Here is a 14,328-nt window from a genome sequence, read left to right on the forward strand (position 1 = left end):
GGAAGCAACTGCCCCCACGTACACCTGGGGGTGGAAAGAGAGAGGTGGCAGTCATGGGAGCTCGACACAACCTGGGACCGGTGATGGCGTCCGGCACCGCCACGGCGGCGAGGTTGCTGATCGCGTCCCTGACCATGGCCGGCGCCTACCTGGGCGTCGAGGCCGCCACCGGGACGGAGCCGAGCGCCCGCGTCGGCGCGCGCACCGTGACGCTGTCCGCGCAGGCCATGCCCGTCGAGGTCGAGCGGGCCCCGCGCACCGGCACCGTCAGCGTGGCGGCGTCCGCGGCCGGGCCCGAATGCCGCCGCACCTACCACGCGCAGGGCGTGGCCGCCCCCGAGAAGCCGGGCGCCATGGTCACCTACGACTGGACCCTGTACCGCTGGAGCCCCAGGACGAAGGAATGGATGACGTACCTGTCGTCCGGCCCCGCCGGCTTCATCGGCGGCCCGCGCGCCGTCGAGTGGCGCCCGCGCGTCGTCGGCAACCCCGGCTGGTACCGCGTGGAGCTGGAGGTCTCCGGCGAGGCCGCCGTCCTCAGCGAGCGCTTCCAGGTGAGCTGCTGACCCCGCCCGGAGGGGCGAGTCGAGCCGGGCCGAAGACGCGCCCGCCGCACCGCGAGGCCGCCGCACCGCGAGCCTGCCGCACCGCGAGCCTGCCGCGCCGCAAGGTCGCCGGGCCGCGAGGTCGCCGGGCCGCGAGCCTGCCGCGCCGCGAGGTCGGCGGGCCGCGAGGTCGGCGGGTGGGCTCGTCAGCCGACGGCGGGCCTGGTCAGCGGGCGGACTCCGACGAGCCGCTGAGCGTCTCCAGCGAGCCGCGGGCGGCATCCACCCACCGGGGGACGCCGACGCGCTCGGCCACCCGCAGGGCGTTGTCGAAGTGGGTGCGGGCCGCCTCGGGCTGGCCGAGGTGCACGGCCAGGTCGCCGAGGGTCTGGGACACCGGCCACAGGGCCACCACGCCGGTGCCGGCGCCGGCGATGCGGTCGGAGAACGGACCGAGGGTGGAGTAGGCGTCCTGCATGCGGTCGCGGTCGCCGAGCAGCATCCCGGCCAGTGCGCGCCAGGTCACCGCCAGCTCGTAGAGGAAGTCGGCGCGCACGGCCGGCCTCGCGGCGGCGACCGCCCGGGCGTCCTTGACGTGGCCGGCGGACGCCAGCGCGAAGGCGTAGGCGTCCAGCGTCCACTTCGCGCCGCGCCGGTGCGCCTCCTCCAGCGGCTCCACCATGTCGGCCGCCTTGCCGTCGACCAGGCGCAGGCAGAACGTGGTGATCAGCGGCAGGTCCTGACGGCCCTCCAGCATGCCCGCGCGAGCGGTGAGCCGGGCGGCGTTGCGGTAGGCGCGCTCGGCGGCCGGGTAGTCTCCGGCGATCATCAGCCGCTGGCCGGCGTACCAGGCGCCCACGGCCGACGGCGCCGGCAGGTCGTACTGCTTGGCCAGGCGCTCGGCCGCCTTGATCTGCGCGTCGGCCTCGGCGAAGTCGCCGCGCGCCGCCGCGCACTCCATGAGCACCAGATGCGCCAGCGCCTGCACGGCGATCTGCCCCGACGCCGCGCCGACCTCCAGCAGTTCGCGGCCGATGGCCTCCCGCTCGTCGACGACCGTGATCACGTACGACTGGCGCAGCCGCCCGCTCAGCGCGACGGCGAGTACGGCGGGGTCGCCGCTCTGGCGGGCGAGCTCCTCGGCCTCCAGGGACGCCTCGTACCCGCGGCCGGTCGCCGAGCCCTCCAGCTCCAGCGCCAGCGTCGCCAGCAGGCTAGCGCGCAGCGACTGCTCGCCTGGCGGCAGCTCGATCAGCGCCCGCTCGGTGACGTCCACGATCTCCCACGCCGTGCGGGTGAGGTCGCGGGCGATGCCCTTGTACGGCACCGCGACCGAGGCGGCGACCCGCGCGGTCAGCTCCATGTCGCCCAGCGGCAGCGCGGCGTCCATCGCCTCGCGCCGGCGGGCGCGCGCGGCCGTCATGTCGCCGCAGAGCGCCAGCGCCTTGATCAGCCGAAGCTGGAGCGCCAACCGCTCCTTGGGTGGGCCCTCCACCGGATGGGCGCGGTCGAACGCCGCGATGGCCCGCTCCCACAGCGTGGCGGCCTCGCGGTGGGCGAACCGGCGTTCGGCCTGCTCGGCGGCCCGGCCCGCGTAGTGCACGGCCTTGGCGGCGGTCTCGGCCGTGCCGGCGGAGTCGTAGTGGTGGGCGAGCGCCGCGACGTCGGACGCCGAGCGGCTCTCGATGACCGACGCCACCGCGGCGTGCAGGCGCGACCGGCGCAGGCGCGAGGCGTCGGAGTACAGCGTGTCGCGCACCAGGTCGTGGTCGAAGCGCAGCATGCCCGGGCCCGGCTCGGTCACCAGGCCGGCCAGCAGGCCCGCCTCGACGGCGTCCACCACGGCGTCCTCGTCGCCGGACACGTCGACCAGGACGTCGATGTCGACGTCTCGCCCGATCACGGCCGCCTGGAGCAGGATCTGCTGCGCGGGCCCGGGCAGCCGTGCGATGCGCCGGCGCAGCACGTCGCGCACGCCGGAGGGCACCTCGGAGATCACCTCGGCGGCGGTGGCCCGGCCGCCGGGGGACTCGGAGTCGAGCAGCCGCACGGTCTCGCGGACGAAGAACGGGTTGCCGCCGGTGCGTTCGATGATCGAGTGGACGGCGTCCTCGTCGACCTCGCGGACGCACGTGGCCCGCACCAGCTCGGCGACGGCCTCCTCGCCGAGCCCCTCCAGGCCAACGCGCACCGGGCCGAGGCGGGCGAGCGCGGCCAGGACGTCGGACTGGTGGTCGTTCAGCTCACCGTCGCGGCAGGTGACGACCAGCAGCACCCTGCTGGTCGCCAGCAGGCTGGGCAGGGCGCGCAGCAGGGCCAGCGTCTGGTCGTCGGCCCAGTGCAGGTCTTCCAGGGTGACCAGGACGGGCGCCTCGCGGGCGATGCCGGCGATGTACCCGCCCACGGCGCGGTGCAGCCGGAACCCGCCGGACGCCTGGTCGTCCTCGTCGCTGGGGGCGGCGTCGTCGAGCAGCGGGGCCAGCAGCGAGCCGTACTCGCCGGTGCCCCGGACGGCGACGAGCGCGCGCAGGACCTCCACCCAGGCCCACCCGGGCGGGGTGGCGCTGCTGTCGGGGCAGCCGCCGGCCGTGGTGATCCAGCCCTGCCCGGCCAGCTCGCGCGCCAGCCGGCGCACCAGGGTGGTCTTGCCCGCGCCGGGGTCGCCGTCGACGACCGCCGCGGTGAAGCGCCCGGCCAGGGCGTGCGGGGCGGCGCCGGTGAGCCGGGCCAGCTCGGCGTCCCGGCCGACGAACGGCTCCGGCGACAGGGGCGGCACGTCGCCGAGGGAGCGCGGCGGCCAGGTGCCGGCGATCTCCACGGCGCGGGGGCGCGGGGCGACCGTGAGGTCGAGGCCGGGGTCCTGCGACAGGATGTCGGACTCCATCTTGCGCAGCGCCGGGCCGGGGTCGATGCCCAGCTCGTCGGCGAGCGTGGTGCGGGCCCTGCGCAGCGCGGCCAGCGCGTCGCCCTGGCGGCCGCAGCGGTACAGGCCGAGGGCCAGCAGGCGCCAGCCCTCCTCCCTGAGCGGGTGCTCGCCGGTGAGGGCCTCCAGGTCGGGCACGGTCTCGGCGTGCAGCCCCAGGCGCAGCCCGGTGTCGGCGTGCCGCTCCCTGGACACCAGGCGCAGCTCGGCCAGCCGGCTGACCTCGGCCTCGGCCCACTGCTGCTCGGCGAAGTCGGAGTAGGGCGTGCCGCGCCACAGCCCGAGCGCGGTCTCCAGCCCGGCGCGCGCGGCCCCGGGGTCGTCGTTCTCCAGGTACTTGCCGGCGGCCCTGACCATGGACTCGAAGCGCAGGGCGTCCACCTGGTCGGGGGCGGTGCGCAGCGCGTACCCGGAGGCGACGGTGACCAGCAGGCGGTTGGGGCCGCCGCGCGGGCGGCCGGGCTCCAGGACGCGGCGCAGCCGGGAGATGTACACCTGTAACCCGGATTGGGCGCCCTTGGCCGCCTCGTCGGTCCACAGGTCGAACAGCAGTGTGTCGACGGGGACGACCTGACCGCGCGCCACCAGCAGGCGTGCGAGGACGGCCCGCTGCCGAAGACCGCCGAGGTCGGCCTCACTCTCCCCGTCGTACGCTTCGACGGGGCCGAGAACGTGGAACGTCACCATGTCAGCCGCCACGGTATGCGGGCCGATCGAGGGCGCACAAGGTGTTCGCCAACGCGCGCCTGCCTTCCTGCCCCCGCCGGTACGGGGCCCTCGACGTGATCAGCGGCCCCCCGAGGGTACAGCCACGCCCAGACGGGCCGTGGCCGTCCGCCCGGATCGGGCGGGTGTCAGGCCTGGGAGGCGGGTTCGGGGGACCGGTCGCGGGTGGCGTCGCGCCGCCGAAGCAGGGACCACCCGCCGAGCGCGAGGCCGCCCCAGGGGATCTCGATGGTGTAGGTCCAGAAGCCGAACAGGATGGCGGCCGCGGTCGCGGCGCCCGGGGGCTGGCCGAAGGCGATCAGCAGGGTGGCCACGCCGCCCTCCATGATCCCCGCGCCGCTCGGTGTGATCAGGGCGCTGGTGAGCACCCGGCTGAGCGCGAACACCGCCACCGTCTCGGCCGGCCCGGGATAGGAGCCGGTGGCGACCAGGCAGGCGGCCATGATCAGGCACTGCAGCACCAGGAAGGCCGTCATGCCCAGCGAGAGGCCGGGCCAGCGGCTCCGCAGGACGCCTGCGGTGTCGGCCCGCAGCCGGTGCACGGCCTCGGACGCGAACCCCGGGCGCGGCCGGACGCGGCGCGGCAGCACGCCGAGCAGCCGGTCGGCCGCGCGCCCGAGCAGGTCGGCGGCCCGCTCCCAGTACAGCGCGGCGGCCACCACCGCCACCAGGGCGAGAATCGAGATCACGCCGCCCCACGCGGCCTTGGTGACCGTCGGGTTGGGGATGCGGCCCGCGACCAGCAGCCCGACGATGCCCACGGCCGGCAGGATGAAGCGGAAGAGCGTGTTCCAGATGCCGGTGACCAGCGTGTACACCACGACGGGCCGGGTGCCGAAGCCCCACCCCTTGGTCATCGCGAACGTCAGCGCCACCCCGGCGGCCCCGCCGAACGGCAGCAGGTTGCTGACCGCGCTGCCCGCGCCGTTCAGCGTCAGCGCCTGAAGGTGTGTCAGCCCCGGCAACGCCGACGTCATCACGTAGGTGTAGGCCCACAGGCTGGCCAGCCACAGCGCGGCCATCAGCGCGACCGTCCGCCAGCTCAGCGCCCCGAACTGCGCGCCGATCTCGCTCCAGCTCACGGTCGCCCCGGTGAGCGCGTGCACGATCTGCGGCAGGTAGACCACCAGCAGGACCGCGAGGGCCAGCGAGGCGACGGAGAGCGCCACCTGACCCCACTTCTTCCTCATCCCCGGCACTTCCCCTCTTCCCGGCACGATAGTGGTCGTGCCGGGCCCGGCACCGGCCACCCAGTCTGCCGTGCCCCGGCTCCGGTGGGTTCCTCCTGCGGGACGAACAGCCCTCATCCCCGCTCACGACCGCCGGGCGGCCCGCTGTCGACGCTAGCGCGGGGTCTCGGGGGGATCGTCGAACGGGTGGTTCAGGCGGGTGCCCGGCGGGAGGTCGCGGCGGACGTACCACTCGGTGCCGAACAGGAGGCGGTACAACGGCCCCGGCGCCCTGAGCATCATCGCGAGCGTGCGCTCGCCGCCCCCTCCGGACGCCTGGCTCGCGTGGGCCGCCATGCTGGCGCGTTTGGCCTTGGCGAAGCGGCGGACGTTCACCCGGTGGGTGATCGCCTCGCCGGGGGAGTAGGCCCTCTCGTACGACCGGATGTCGAACTCGGGCGGGAAACGGTAGAACCGCTGGGCCAGGCGCAGCCCCTTGAGCAGCGGGTCGCGGTTGACCGTGGCCTCCAGCAGGATCGGCGTGCCCGCGATGGCGGCGGCGCGCTGGCCGACGCGGTAGACCTGCACGTGGTCGGGGTGGCCGTAGCCCCCCGCCGGGTCGTAGATCGTCAGCAGGTCGGCGCTCTCCTCCTTCAGCACCGCGGCCAGGCGCTGGGCGGCCTCCTCGGTGTCGGCGTCGATGAAGGCGTTGGCCGGACGGTCTTCGGCGAGGCCGCCGCCTTCGCCGAGGCCGGAGTCGCCGTAGCCGAGCAGCACCACGCGGGCCACCCCGAGCACGGCGGCGGACGCGTACAGCTCGGCGGTGCGGGCCTCGGCGAGCGCGTCGCCGTGCGGGAGGTCGGCCAGGCCGCGCTCGCCGGCGGTCGCCACCACCAGGACGACCCGGTGGCCCTCGGCCGCGAGCATCGCCATGGTTCCGGCGGTCAGCAGGGCCTCGTCGTCGGGATGGGCGTGGAAGAAGACCGCGGTACGTGCCACGCCGCCATGATCCCACGCCCGCGTACGACGGCGTCGGCGGGCGGGCCGCCCGGGTCTTTCCCTGAGGTTCGTCACGGATGTTTCCCTGGTCCCGCCGGGAGGGCGCCGTCCGCGTTTGATGCGGGTCGCGTGCTCTGGGAGGCTGGCGTGGTGCGGATCCTCCACGTCAGCGACTGCTATCTGCCCCGCCTCGGGGGCATCGAGGTTCAGGTGGCCGATCTCGTGCGGTCGCAGTCCGAGGCCGGCCACGAGGTCGAGGTGGCCACGGCGACCCCCGGCGAGCGGCTGCCCGGCGTGCACCGCGTCGTGGCCCGCATGCCGTTCGACCTCCCGGTGCACCCCAGGGGCGTGTCCCGTCTGCTGCGGCTGATGGCGGCGCGGCGCCCCGACGTCGTCCACGTCCACACCGGCGCGGTGTCGCCGTTCGCGTGGATGGGGGTGCGCGCGGCCGTCCGGGCGGGCCTGCCCGTCGTGGTCACCGTGCACAGCATGTGGGATCCGCTGACGCGCCTGCTGTACCGGGTGCTCGACACGCTGTTCGGGTGGAGCCGGTGGCACCTGGTGGGCACGGCCGTGAGCCGGGCGGCGGCGCATCCGATCCGCGCGGTGGCGGGCGGGCGGGTGCCGGTCGACGTGGTGTCCAACGGTCTCGATCTCTCGTCGTGGCGGCCGGTGCCGGGCACGCGGCCCGCGCGGCCGGCGGGGGGCGCCGAGGCCGTGCACATCGTGGCGGTCGGGCGGCTCGCCCCGCGCAAGCAGCCCGTGCGGCTGCTCAAGCTGCTGATGGAGGCCAGGCGGCGTGTGCCGGGGGACATCGCGATGCGCGCCACGCTGGTGGGCGACGGGCCGGCGCGCCGCTCCATGGAGCGGTTCCTGCGCGCGCACGGCATGGACGCCTGGGTGTCGCTGCCGGGGCGCTACTCGCGCGAGAGGATCCGCGAGCTGCTGGCGTCGGCCGACGTCTTCGTCGCACCCGCTCCGCGGGAGTCGTTCGGCATCGCCGCGCTGGAGGCGCGGGCGGCGGGCGTCCCCGTGGTGGCCAGGGCGCAGAGTGGTGTCGCCGACTTCGTCCGTCCGGGCAAGGAAGGTCTGCTGGGCCGCAGCTTCGAGGAGCTGGTGCGGTCGGTGGCCAGGCTGGCCCGCGACAGTGAGCTGCGGGAACTCATCGCCCGGAACAACAGGGAGACGGAGCCGGCACAGTGCGCTTGGCCGGCGGTGCTTGAGGGGTTCGAGCGCTGTTACGAGCTGGCGGGCGCTCGGTCTGAGATGCGGAGGTCGTGACGGAGGGTCAGAAGGGGAGGGTTCGCCCAGACGGGCTACGGAGGTCCAGGTCGGGCCGGCGTGGGGGTCTAGGGCGTTGACTGGTGATCAGAATCCGCTTCATGCCTTCTCCTTAAGGTACGGACTCACACTTCCCTCGTCGTTCGTCGGCGGAAAGGTCCTTTTACCTTCGACGTCGAATTCCGCGGCCAGACCAGGTGCAGGAGCCGACCTTGCCTCATGTTTACCCCGGAATGACCTTCCGCAGACGTTGTTGACCCCAGTTTCTTCGATCTTGGTAGGGCCGGTAACCCCTAGCCCGCCCCTTGGTCAGGCGGGTGCTAGGGGCCGGGTGTCTCCTCGTACGGTGAACGGCATCCTCTGAGCACGTCTGCAGGCTAAAAACCGGATGTTTCCGGAGAAGTCCTGATTTGTTGCAATCTCACACGCCGGTTACGGCCGTAGGTAGGTCGCCGCCCGGGCGGCCCCGCGGGTGGTCCGCGGACGTGGCGAGCAGCGCGCCGAGGCGTAGCGCCTGCTCGGTCGCGCCTCCGAGCGCGAACTCGATCTGCTTGGCGTGCAGGAAGTAGCGGTGCACGAAGTACTCCTCGGCGACTCCCATCCCGCCGTGCACGTGGACGACCGCGTGGGCCACCCGGTGCCCGCCGTCCGCCGCCCAGAACTTCGCCGTGGCGACGGCCTCCGCCCGCTCGCGCGCGCCCGCCCCGGCCTGCGGGGACAGCAGCCACGCCGCCTGCCACATGGTCAGCCTGATGGCCTCCACGTCGATGTGGCAGTCGGCGAGCCGGTGCCCGACGGCCTGGAACGACCCGATGGGGCGGTTGAACTGCCGCCGCCTCCCGGCGTACTCGGCCGCCGCCTCCAGCGCGCGGGAGGCGACGCCGAGCTGGAGCGCGCACAGGCCGAGCGTGGCCATGTCGCGCGCGCTCTCCACGACGCCCGCCCGCTCCTCGCCGGGGTCGCCCAGCACGGCGTCGTCGGGGAGCGTGACGTCCAGGCGCACCAGGCCGGTCACGTCCTTGGCCGTCGTCCGCTGCGGGGTGATCGTGAGACCCGCCGTGCCCGCGGGCACCAGGAAGAGGCGCCCGCCGGCCGGCACCACGATCAGGTCGGCCACGGTCGCGGCCGGCACCCCCGTGCGGACGCCGCTCAGCCGCCAGCCGTCCCCGGTGCGGCGCGCCGTCACCTCGGGGGCGCCCACCGGCCCGGCGAGCGCGGCCGTGAGCACCCGCTCGCCCCGCGCCGCCGGAGCGACCCAGGTGGCGCGCTGCTCCTCGGTGCCGAACGCGGCGATCGGCCAGGCGCCCAGCACCGCCGTGGCGTGCAACGGCACCGGCGCGAGCGCGCGGCCCGCCTCCTCCAGCACCAGGCACTGCTCCAGCGGGCCGTATCCGCCGCCGCCGTGCTCGGCCGGCAGCGAGACGCCGAGCAGGCCCGCGTCCGCCAGCGTCGACCACAGGCCGCGGTCGAAGCGCTCGCCGCCGCGGGCCTCCATCGCGGTCAGGGACTCGTGGGTGACCCGGTCGGTGAGGATGCGCCGTGCGAGCCGCGTCAGCTCCCGCTGGTCCTCGGTGTAGGCGAAGTCCATGTCTCCTCGGCGTGCTCGGCTCGGTCGTCGGCGGGTGGCGCTCAGCGCGGGGGGCGGGGGAGGCCGAGGCCGATCATCGCGATCATGTCCCGCTGGATCTCGTTGGTGCCGCCGCCGAAGGTGAGCATCAGGATGGTGCGGTACATCCGCTCGACGCGCCCGTGCAGCACGGCGCCGGGGGTGTCGGTCAGGTGGGCGTCCTCGCCGAAGCACTCCATCAGCAGCCGGTACGCCTCGATCGCGAACTCGGTGCCGAAGACCTTGGTGACGGAGGCGTCGGCGGGCCCGACCCGCACCCCGTTGTCCAGACCCCACGCGATCTTCCAGTTGACCAGCTTGAGGAACTCCACCTTGGCGTGCACCCGCCCGAGGTTGGCCCGCACCCACTCCTGGTCGACGACCCTGCGCCCGTCGGGCAGGAGGGTCGCCGCCGCCCAGTCGCGGGTGGCCCCGAGGACGGACTGGACGCCGGCCGCCGAGCAGAGCGCCACCCGTTCGTGGTTGAGCTGGCCGGTGATCAGCTTCCAGCCGTCGCCGGGCCGGCCCACCAGGGCCGACGCCGGGACGCGGACGCCGTCGTAGAACGTCTGGCTGGTGACCTGCCCGGTCATCGTCGGCACCGGCGACCACCGGAAGCCGGGCGCGTCGGTGGGCACGAGGAACACCGACAGGCCCTTGTGCCTGGGCGCCTCGGGGTCGGTGCGCGCGGCCAGCCAGACGTAGTCGGCGGCGGCGATGACGCTCGTCCACATCTTCTGCCCGTCGATCACCCACTCGTCCCCGTCGCGCTCGGCCCTGGTGGTCAGCGCCGCGAGGTCGGTGCCGGCCTCGGGCTCGGAGTAGCCGATGGAGAAGTGCAGCTCCCCGGCCAGGATCCTCGGCAGGAAGAACTCCTTCTGCTCGGGGGAGCCGTACTCCATGAGCGCCGGGCCCACGCTGCCCAGCGTGAGCAGCGGGATGGGCACGCCGGCGGCCATGGCCTCGTCGGCGAAGATGAGCTGCTCGACCATGCTGCGGGCCTGGCCGCCGTACTCCTTCGGCCAGCCGATGCCGAGCCAGCCGTCCTGCCCGAGGCGCCGGATGACCCGGCAGTAGGCGCCGTCCTTGCCCAGGGACTCCCCGCCGGACAGCTCCTCGCGCAGGCTCGGCGTCATGACGGTGCCGAAGTAGTCGCGCAGTTCGGCGCGCAGCTTCTCCTGCTCGGGGGTGTAGGCGATCCTCATGCCCGCATCAGCTCGTTCCCGCTCGTCCGGAACGTGATCCTTCCAGCGCAGGCATCGTGCCACGCCGCCCCGTATGTAGCAATCGCTTGGTCAAGCCGGGCCGTTACCGGACGTCCCCCCTCCGGCCGAGGGGCCAGACGGAACGGCCAAGCTCGGCCGTCACCGAAGGGCCACTCCTCCGGTCGCGGGACGAGACGAACGGCCAAGCCGGGCCGTCACCGGGACGACCGCGTCACCCATCCGGCCGCAGGGCGAAGAAGACGAACTCCAGACCGGGCCGGTCGGGCGCGCCGCGGACCTCCTCCACGACGTACCCGTGGGCCACGAGGTCCGCCTCGACCTCGTCCCGCTCGCGGAAGCGAAGCGTCGAGTCCGACGTCAGCACCCGGCCGTCCGCGGCGAAGACCCACGTCACCCGGAACGTCACCAGCGGCCCGCTGACGTCGGTCAGCTCGACCCAGTTCTCGACCGCGCCGACGCCGCTCACCTCGGCGACCTGGTACGTGGCCGCGCGGTTCCACCCGCGCCAGGCGCGTGCGGCCGGGTCGCGGGTCTCGAAGACGAGATGCCCGCCGGGCCGCAGGGCGTCGTGGACGCCGCGCAACGTCCCCTCCCAGTCGAGCGGGCCGGCGATCGCCTGCGCGACGTTGCCGGTCATGGTCGCCAGGTCGGCGCGCATCGGGGGGAGGGCGGTCGCGTCGCCGTGGATCCAGCGCACCCGTTCGCCGCCCGGCTTGGCCCGCGCGACGTCGAGCGAGGCGGCGGCCGGATCGACACCGGTCACCCGGAGCCCGCGCCCGGCCAGCAGCAGCGCGAACGTCCCCGTCCCGCAGCCGACGTCCAGCACCGCGCGCGCACCGAGCTCCTCGGCGACGGCGGCGTACACGTCGAGGTCGCCTCGATCGGGGTCGAGCGCGTCGTAGACCGCGGCCAGCCGCGGATGCTCGAAGATGTCGTCGGCCATCGCCGCCACGGTACTGCGTGACGGCGCTCAGACGGCCCGCAGGACGAGGTCGATGACGAGCGGGAGGACCGTCGCGGCGATGGCGGCCGACAGGAGCCAGAAGCCCCAGCGGATGAGGCGGTACTTGCGGTCGACGATGCCGCTCATGCGGCGCACCTGGTCGGCGATCCGGGGAAGGTCCGGGACGGACGCCACGAGCAGGGCGTCGGTCAGCGCCTCCAGTGTGCGGAAGCGGGTGACGTCGCCGTAGTAGGCGACGATCTCCGGGTCCTTGACGTCCGACCTGCCGGTGCGCGGGTACACGGCGCCGCCCAGACAGGCCAGGGAGGCGAGAGCCGCGACCGCCCCGGCCCACCACAGCCACTCCACCGCGTTGGCCAGGTCGAACGGCGACCAGTTGCCCGCCGCCAGCCCCCCGGCCACCGCGCCGATCGCGATGCCCACCACGCCGAGCAGCACCTGCGCCTTGGCGTCCGCCTTGTTGACCTCCTCCCGGGTCTCGGTGAGCAGCCGCACCGCGTACGCGTGCGCGACCCCCTCACGCCCCGGACCGGCGGTCGTGTTCTCCCGGGCCTTCTCGGCGAACCGGAGGGCTGCCTTCGCTCGGCGGCGTAGCACGCTCAGCTCTCACTCCCCATGCCCCGGCGTCCGGGGGGCGGCACGCCCCCGGACGTCCATGTGGTGACCACTGTCCCGCGCGAGCATGCCACGCGCCGCGCACGCCGTGTACGGCGAAGTACGCGTTCGCCCAGCGGGTGTGAACGGCCGGTGCGCCGGGTGACCGGGCGGTCAGGGCTTGCGGCCGACGGCGCAGTAGCCGTCGACCTCGGCCGGCGTGCCGAAGGGCGTCGCCTCCGGGCGCCACCGCGTCAGGGACACCAGGCCGGGCTCCACGAGCTCCAGGCCCTCGAAGAAGCGGCCGATCTCCTCGGGCGTCCGCAGCTGGTACGGCACCGCGCCGCCCTCGTTGTACTGCTGCTGGGCCTCGTCGATGGCCGTGCCGGACACGTTGGTGCCGTCGTTGATCGCCAGATAGCTGCCGGACGGGAGGGCGTCCACCAGCCTGGTCACGATCGACCGCGCCTCGTCGAAGGTCGCGATGTGCCCGAGGATCCCCATGAGCATCAGCGCGACCGGCTGACGGAAGTCGAGCGTCTGGCCGGCGGCCTTGAGGATCTCCTCGGGTTCGCGCAGGTCGGCCTCGACGTACGCGGTGAGCCCCGGCGCGCTGCCCGTGAGCAGCGCCTGGGCGTGCACCAGCACCAGCGGGTCGTTGTCCACATAGACGATCTTGGACTCCGGGGCGACCCGCTGGGCCACCTCGTGGGTGTTGTCGACGGTCGGCAGCCCGGTGCCGATGTCGAGGAACTGCCGGATCCCCGCGTCCGCCGCCAGGTACCGCACCGCCCGCGCCAGGAACGCGCGAGACGCCCGGGCCAGCTCCACGACCCCCGGGAAGATCGCCATGTACTCGTCCCCGGCCGCCTGGTCGACGGGGTAGTTGTCCTTCCCGCCGAGCCAGTAGTTCCAGATCCTCGCCGAATGCGGCACGCTCGTGTCGATCCCCGAAGCCCGCCCCGCCGATAACTCGTCACCCACGAAAACTCCCCACGTACGGTCGATTCGTCCCCCCAACCCAACCGCACCCCGCCCCTCCCCACCACCCCCGCCCGCGAGACGACCACTGAGCCGCCCCGCCCGAAAGAAGCCGCTCCCCCCGTAAGAAATGGTCCTCGCCTTCGGCTCGGGCAGTATCTCCATGGGGCCTCCGGCCCCGCGTAACCCCGCTGTGCCGGGCTCTCGCACGAGCCGGGCGATCAGGAGAAATCGGGAGGGGCTATGCCGGCGCGCGGAGAGCCTTCGGTGGCGGCTTCGGGGGAGTGGAGGGGGGACGACGGTGTGCGGCTGCCGGCGGGGGAGGTTCACGCGTGGTGGCCCGGGACCAACCAGACGCTGTGCGGGCTGGCGCTGAGCCGGTCGCGGCTGCACCGCTTTCACCATGTGAACTGGACGGACGTCTTCCCGGAGTCGGGCGGCGCGGCGGACGAGGTGCGGCTGGTGTGCGCGAAATGCCGTGCCGGGGCCGGAGGCCGGTCTGAGCGAGGCTGGAGCAAGGGGTGGACGAGGATCGCACCCCGCCCGTGAGTGCCGTGGAACAGCACCCGAGCCTTAGTGCCGTGGAACAGCACCGTGGAACAGCACTTGAGCCCTGCGGTTCCGGTCCGCTCGGCGGTGTGGAGGCCGCGGGGCAGGGCCGGGGTCGCCGTCGGGCGTCATGGCCCCCGGCCGGCGAGACGGTCGGTGAGCACGACCCGCACGAAGAAATGCTCCTCGCCTTCGGCTCGGGCAGCCCTTCCAAGGGCCTCCGGCCCGGGCCGGCCGCCGTGCCGGGGAACGAGAAGTGACCCGCACCATGACGCGAGACTTCTTCCACGTCACAGCACAGGTCCATCCTCACGACTTCAGGCTGGTGATCAGCTCTTGTCGCGGATCACGTCGTAGTCGGAGAGGGCGACCTTGCCGTCGCACAGCTTCGCCAGGTTGGCGTTGAACTGGTCGGTCTCCGGCAGCTTGCTGTTGCGCTGGGCGTCCTCGTAGGTGGGGAACTCGAGGATGGCCATGTAGTGGTCGGGGCGGACGTGGTGCTTGGCCACGAGGCCCTGCTTCACAGGGCTCTTGGCCTGCGTCTGCGTGCGCCACTCGTTCATCAGCGACTGGACTTCGTCGGCGCGCTTGGTGTCGAATTCGAGGATTTGTACGACGCTCATAGAGTGCCTTCCTGTTTGGGTACGTCTCTTACTTAATACTCTTTCCGGCGAAATAGCAAGGAAATATACAAAAAATCAGCCGGTTCCCCTCTCGGCATAAGCGTGGAAAATCAACAGCAGCCTGGTGGGATGGTTACCTCGA

Annotated in this window: 11 protein-coding genes; 2 read left to right on the forward strand and 9 right to left on the reverse strand. The window is 73.6% G+C overall.

The features are described from left to right. The first annotated feature begins 53 nt into the window (after positions 1-53). Positions 54-566 carry a hypothetical protein gene (locus PYR91_RS26985; protein ID WP_279784118.1) on the forward strand — a complete coding sequence of 171 codons (513 nt, stop codon included), beginning with the start codon at positions 54-56 and terminating at the stop codon, positions 564-566. A 205-nt stretch (positions 567-771) separates the two neighbouring features. On the opposite strand, the gene PYR91_RS26990 is transcribed toward PYR91_RS26985, so the two are convergent. From PYR91_RS26990 to PYR91_RS27000, 3 genes are all read right to left on the reverse strand, one after another. After that, a complete protein-coding gene (locus PYR91_RS26990; RefSeq protein ID WP_279784120.1) occupies positions 772-4,155 on the reverse strand; it encodes an AfsR/SARP family transcriptional regulator in 3,384 nt (1,127 codons plus the stop codon). Positions 4,156-4,322: 167 nt separating this feature from the next. Then, positions 4,323-5,384 (reverse strand): lysylphosphatidylglycerol synthase domain-containing protein, encoded by a 1,062-nt coding sequence (locus PYR91_RS26995; RefSeq protein WP_279784122.1) that lies wholly within the window; start codon positions 5,382-5,384, stop codon positions 4,323-4,325. A gap of 153 nt (positions 5,385-5,537) precedes the next feature. Further along, entirely contained in the window at positions 5,538-6,362 is an 825-nt protein-coding gene (locus tag PYR91_RS27000; RefSeq protein ID WP_279784124.1) for a PIG-L family deacetylase, read from the reverse strand. A 147-nt stretch (positions 6,363-6,509) separates the two neighbouring features. Between PYR91_RS27000 and PYR91_RS27005 the strand changes: the two genes are divergently transcribed. Next, on the forward strand, positions 6,510-7,643 hold the full coding sequence (locus tag PYR91_RS27005) for a glycosyltransferase family 4 protein (protein WP_279784126.1): 1,134 nt from the start codon (positions 6,510-6,512) through the stop codon (positions 7,641-7,643). 421 nt (positions 7,644-8,064) lie between these two features. Here PYR91_RS27005 and PYR91_RS27010 read toward each other — a convergent pair whose 3' ends face one another. From PYR91_RS27010 to PYR91_RS27035, 6 genes are all read right to left on the reverse strand, one after another. Then, entirely contained in the window at positions 8,065-9,231 is a 1,167-nt protein-coding gene (locus PYR91_RS27010; RefSeq protein ID WP_279784128.1) for an acyl-CoA/acyl-ACP dehydrogenase, read from the reverse strand. A 41-nt stretch (positions 9,232-9,272) separates the two neighbouring features. Next, on the reverse strand, positions 9,273-10,454 hold the full coding sequence (locus PYR91_RS27015) for an acyl-CoA dehydrogenase family protein (RefSeq protein ID WP_279784130.1): 1,182 nt from the start codon (positions 10,452-10,454) through the stop codon (positions 9,273-9,275). A gap of 232 nt (positions 10,455-10,686) precedes the next feature. Further along, positions 10,687-11,418 carry a class I SAM-dependent methyltransferase gene (locus tag PYR91_RS27020; RefSeq protein WP_279784132.1) on the reverse strand — a complete coding sequence of 244 codons (732 nt, stop codon included), beginning with the start codon at positions 11,416-11,418 and terminating at the stop codon, positions 10,687-10,689. A 27-nt stretch (positions 11,419-11,445) separates the two neighbouring features. Beyond that, positions 11,446-12,036, reverse strand: coding sequence for a Pycsar system effector family protein (locus tag PYR91_RS27025; RefSeq protein ID WP_279784134.1), 591 nt, complete (start codon positions 12,034-12,036; stop codon positions 11,446-11,448). A 171-nt stretch (positions 12,037-12,207) separates the two neighbouring features. Then, entirely contained in the window at positions 12,208-13,017 is an 810-nt protein-coding gene (locus PYR91_RS27030) for an SAM-dependent methyltransferase (protein WP_279784136.1), read from the reverse strand. A gap of 875 nt (positions 13,018-13,892) precedes the next feature. Continuing rightward, positions 13,893-14,186, reverse strand: a complete 294-nt coding sequence (locus PYR91_RS27035; protein WP_279784138.1) for a hypothetical protein — start codon at positions 14,184-14,186, stop codon at positions 13,893-13,895. Positions 14,187-14,328: the final 142 nt, after the last annotated feature.

It is taken from the genome of Sphaerisporangium sp. TRM90804, assembly GCF_029846175.1.
In the GTDB taxonomy this organism is placed as follows: domain Bacteria; phylum Actinomycetota; class Actinomycetes; order Streptosporangiales; family Streptosporangiaceae; genus Sphaerisporangium.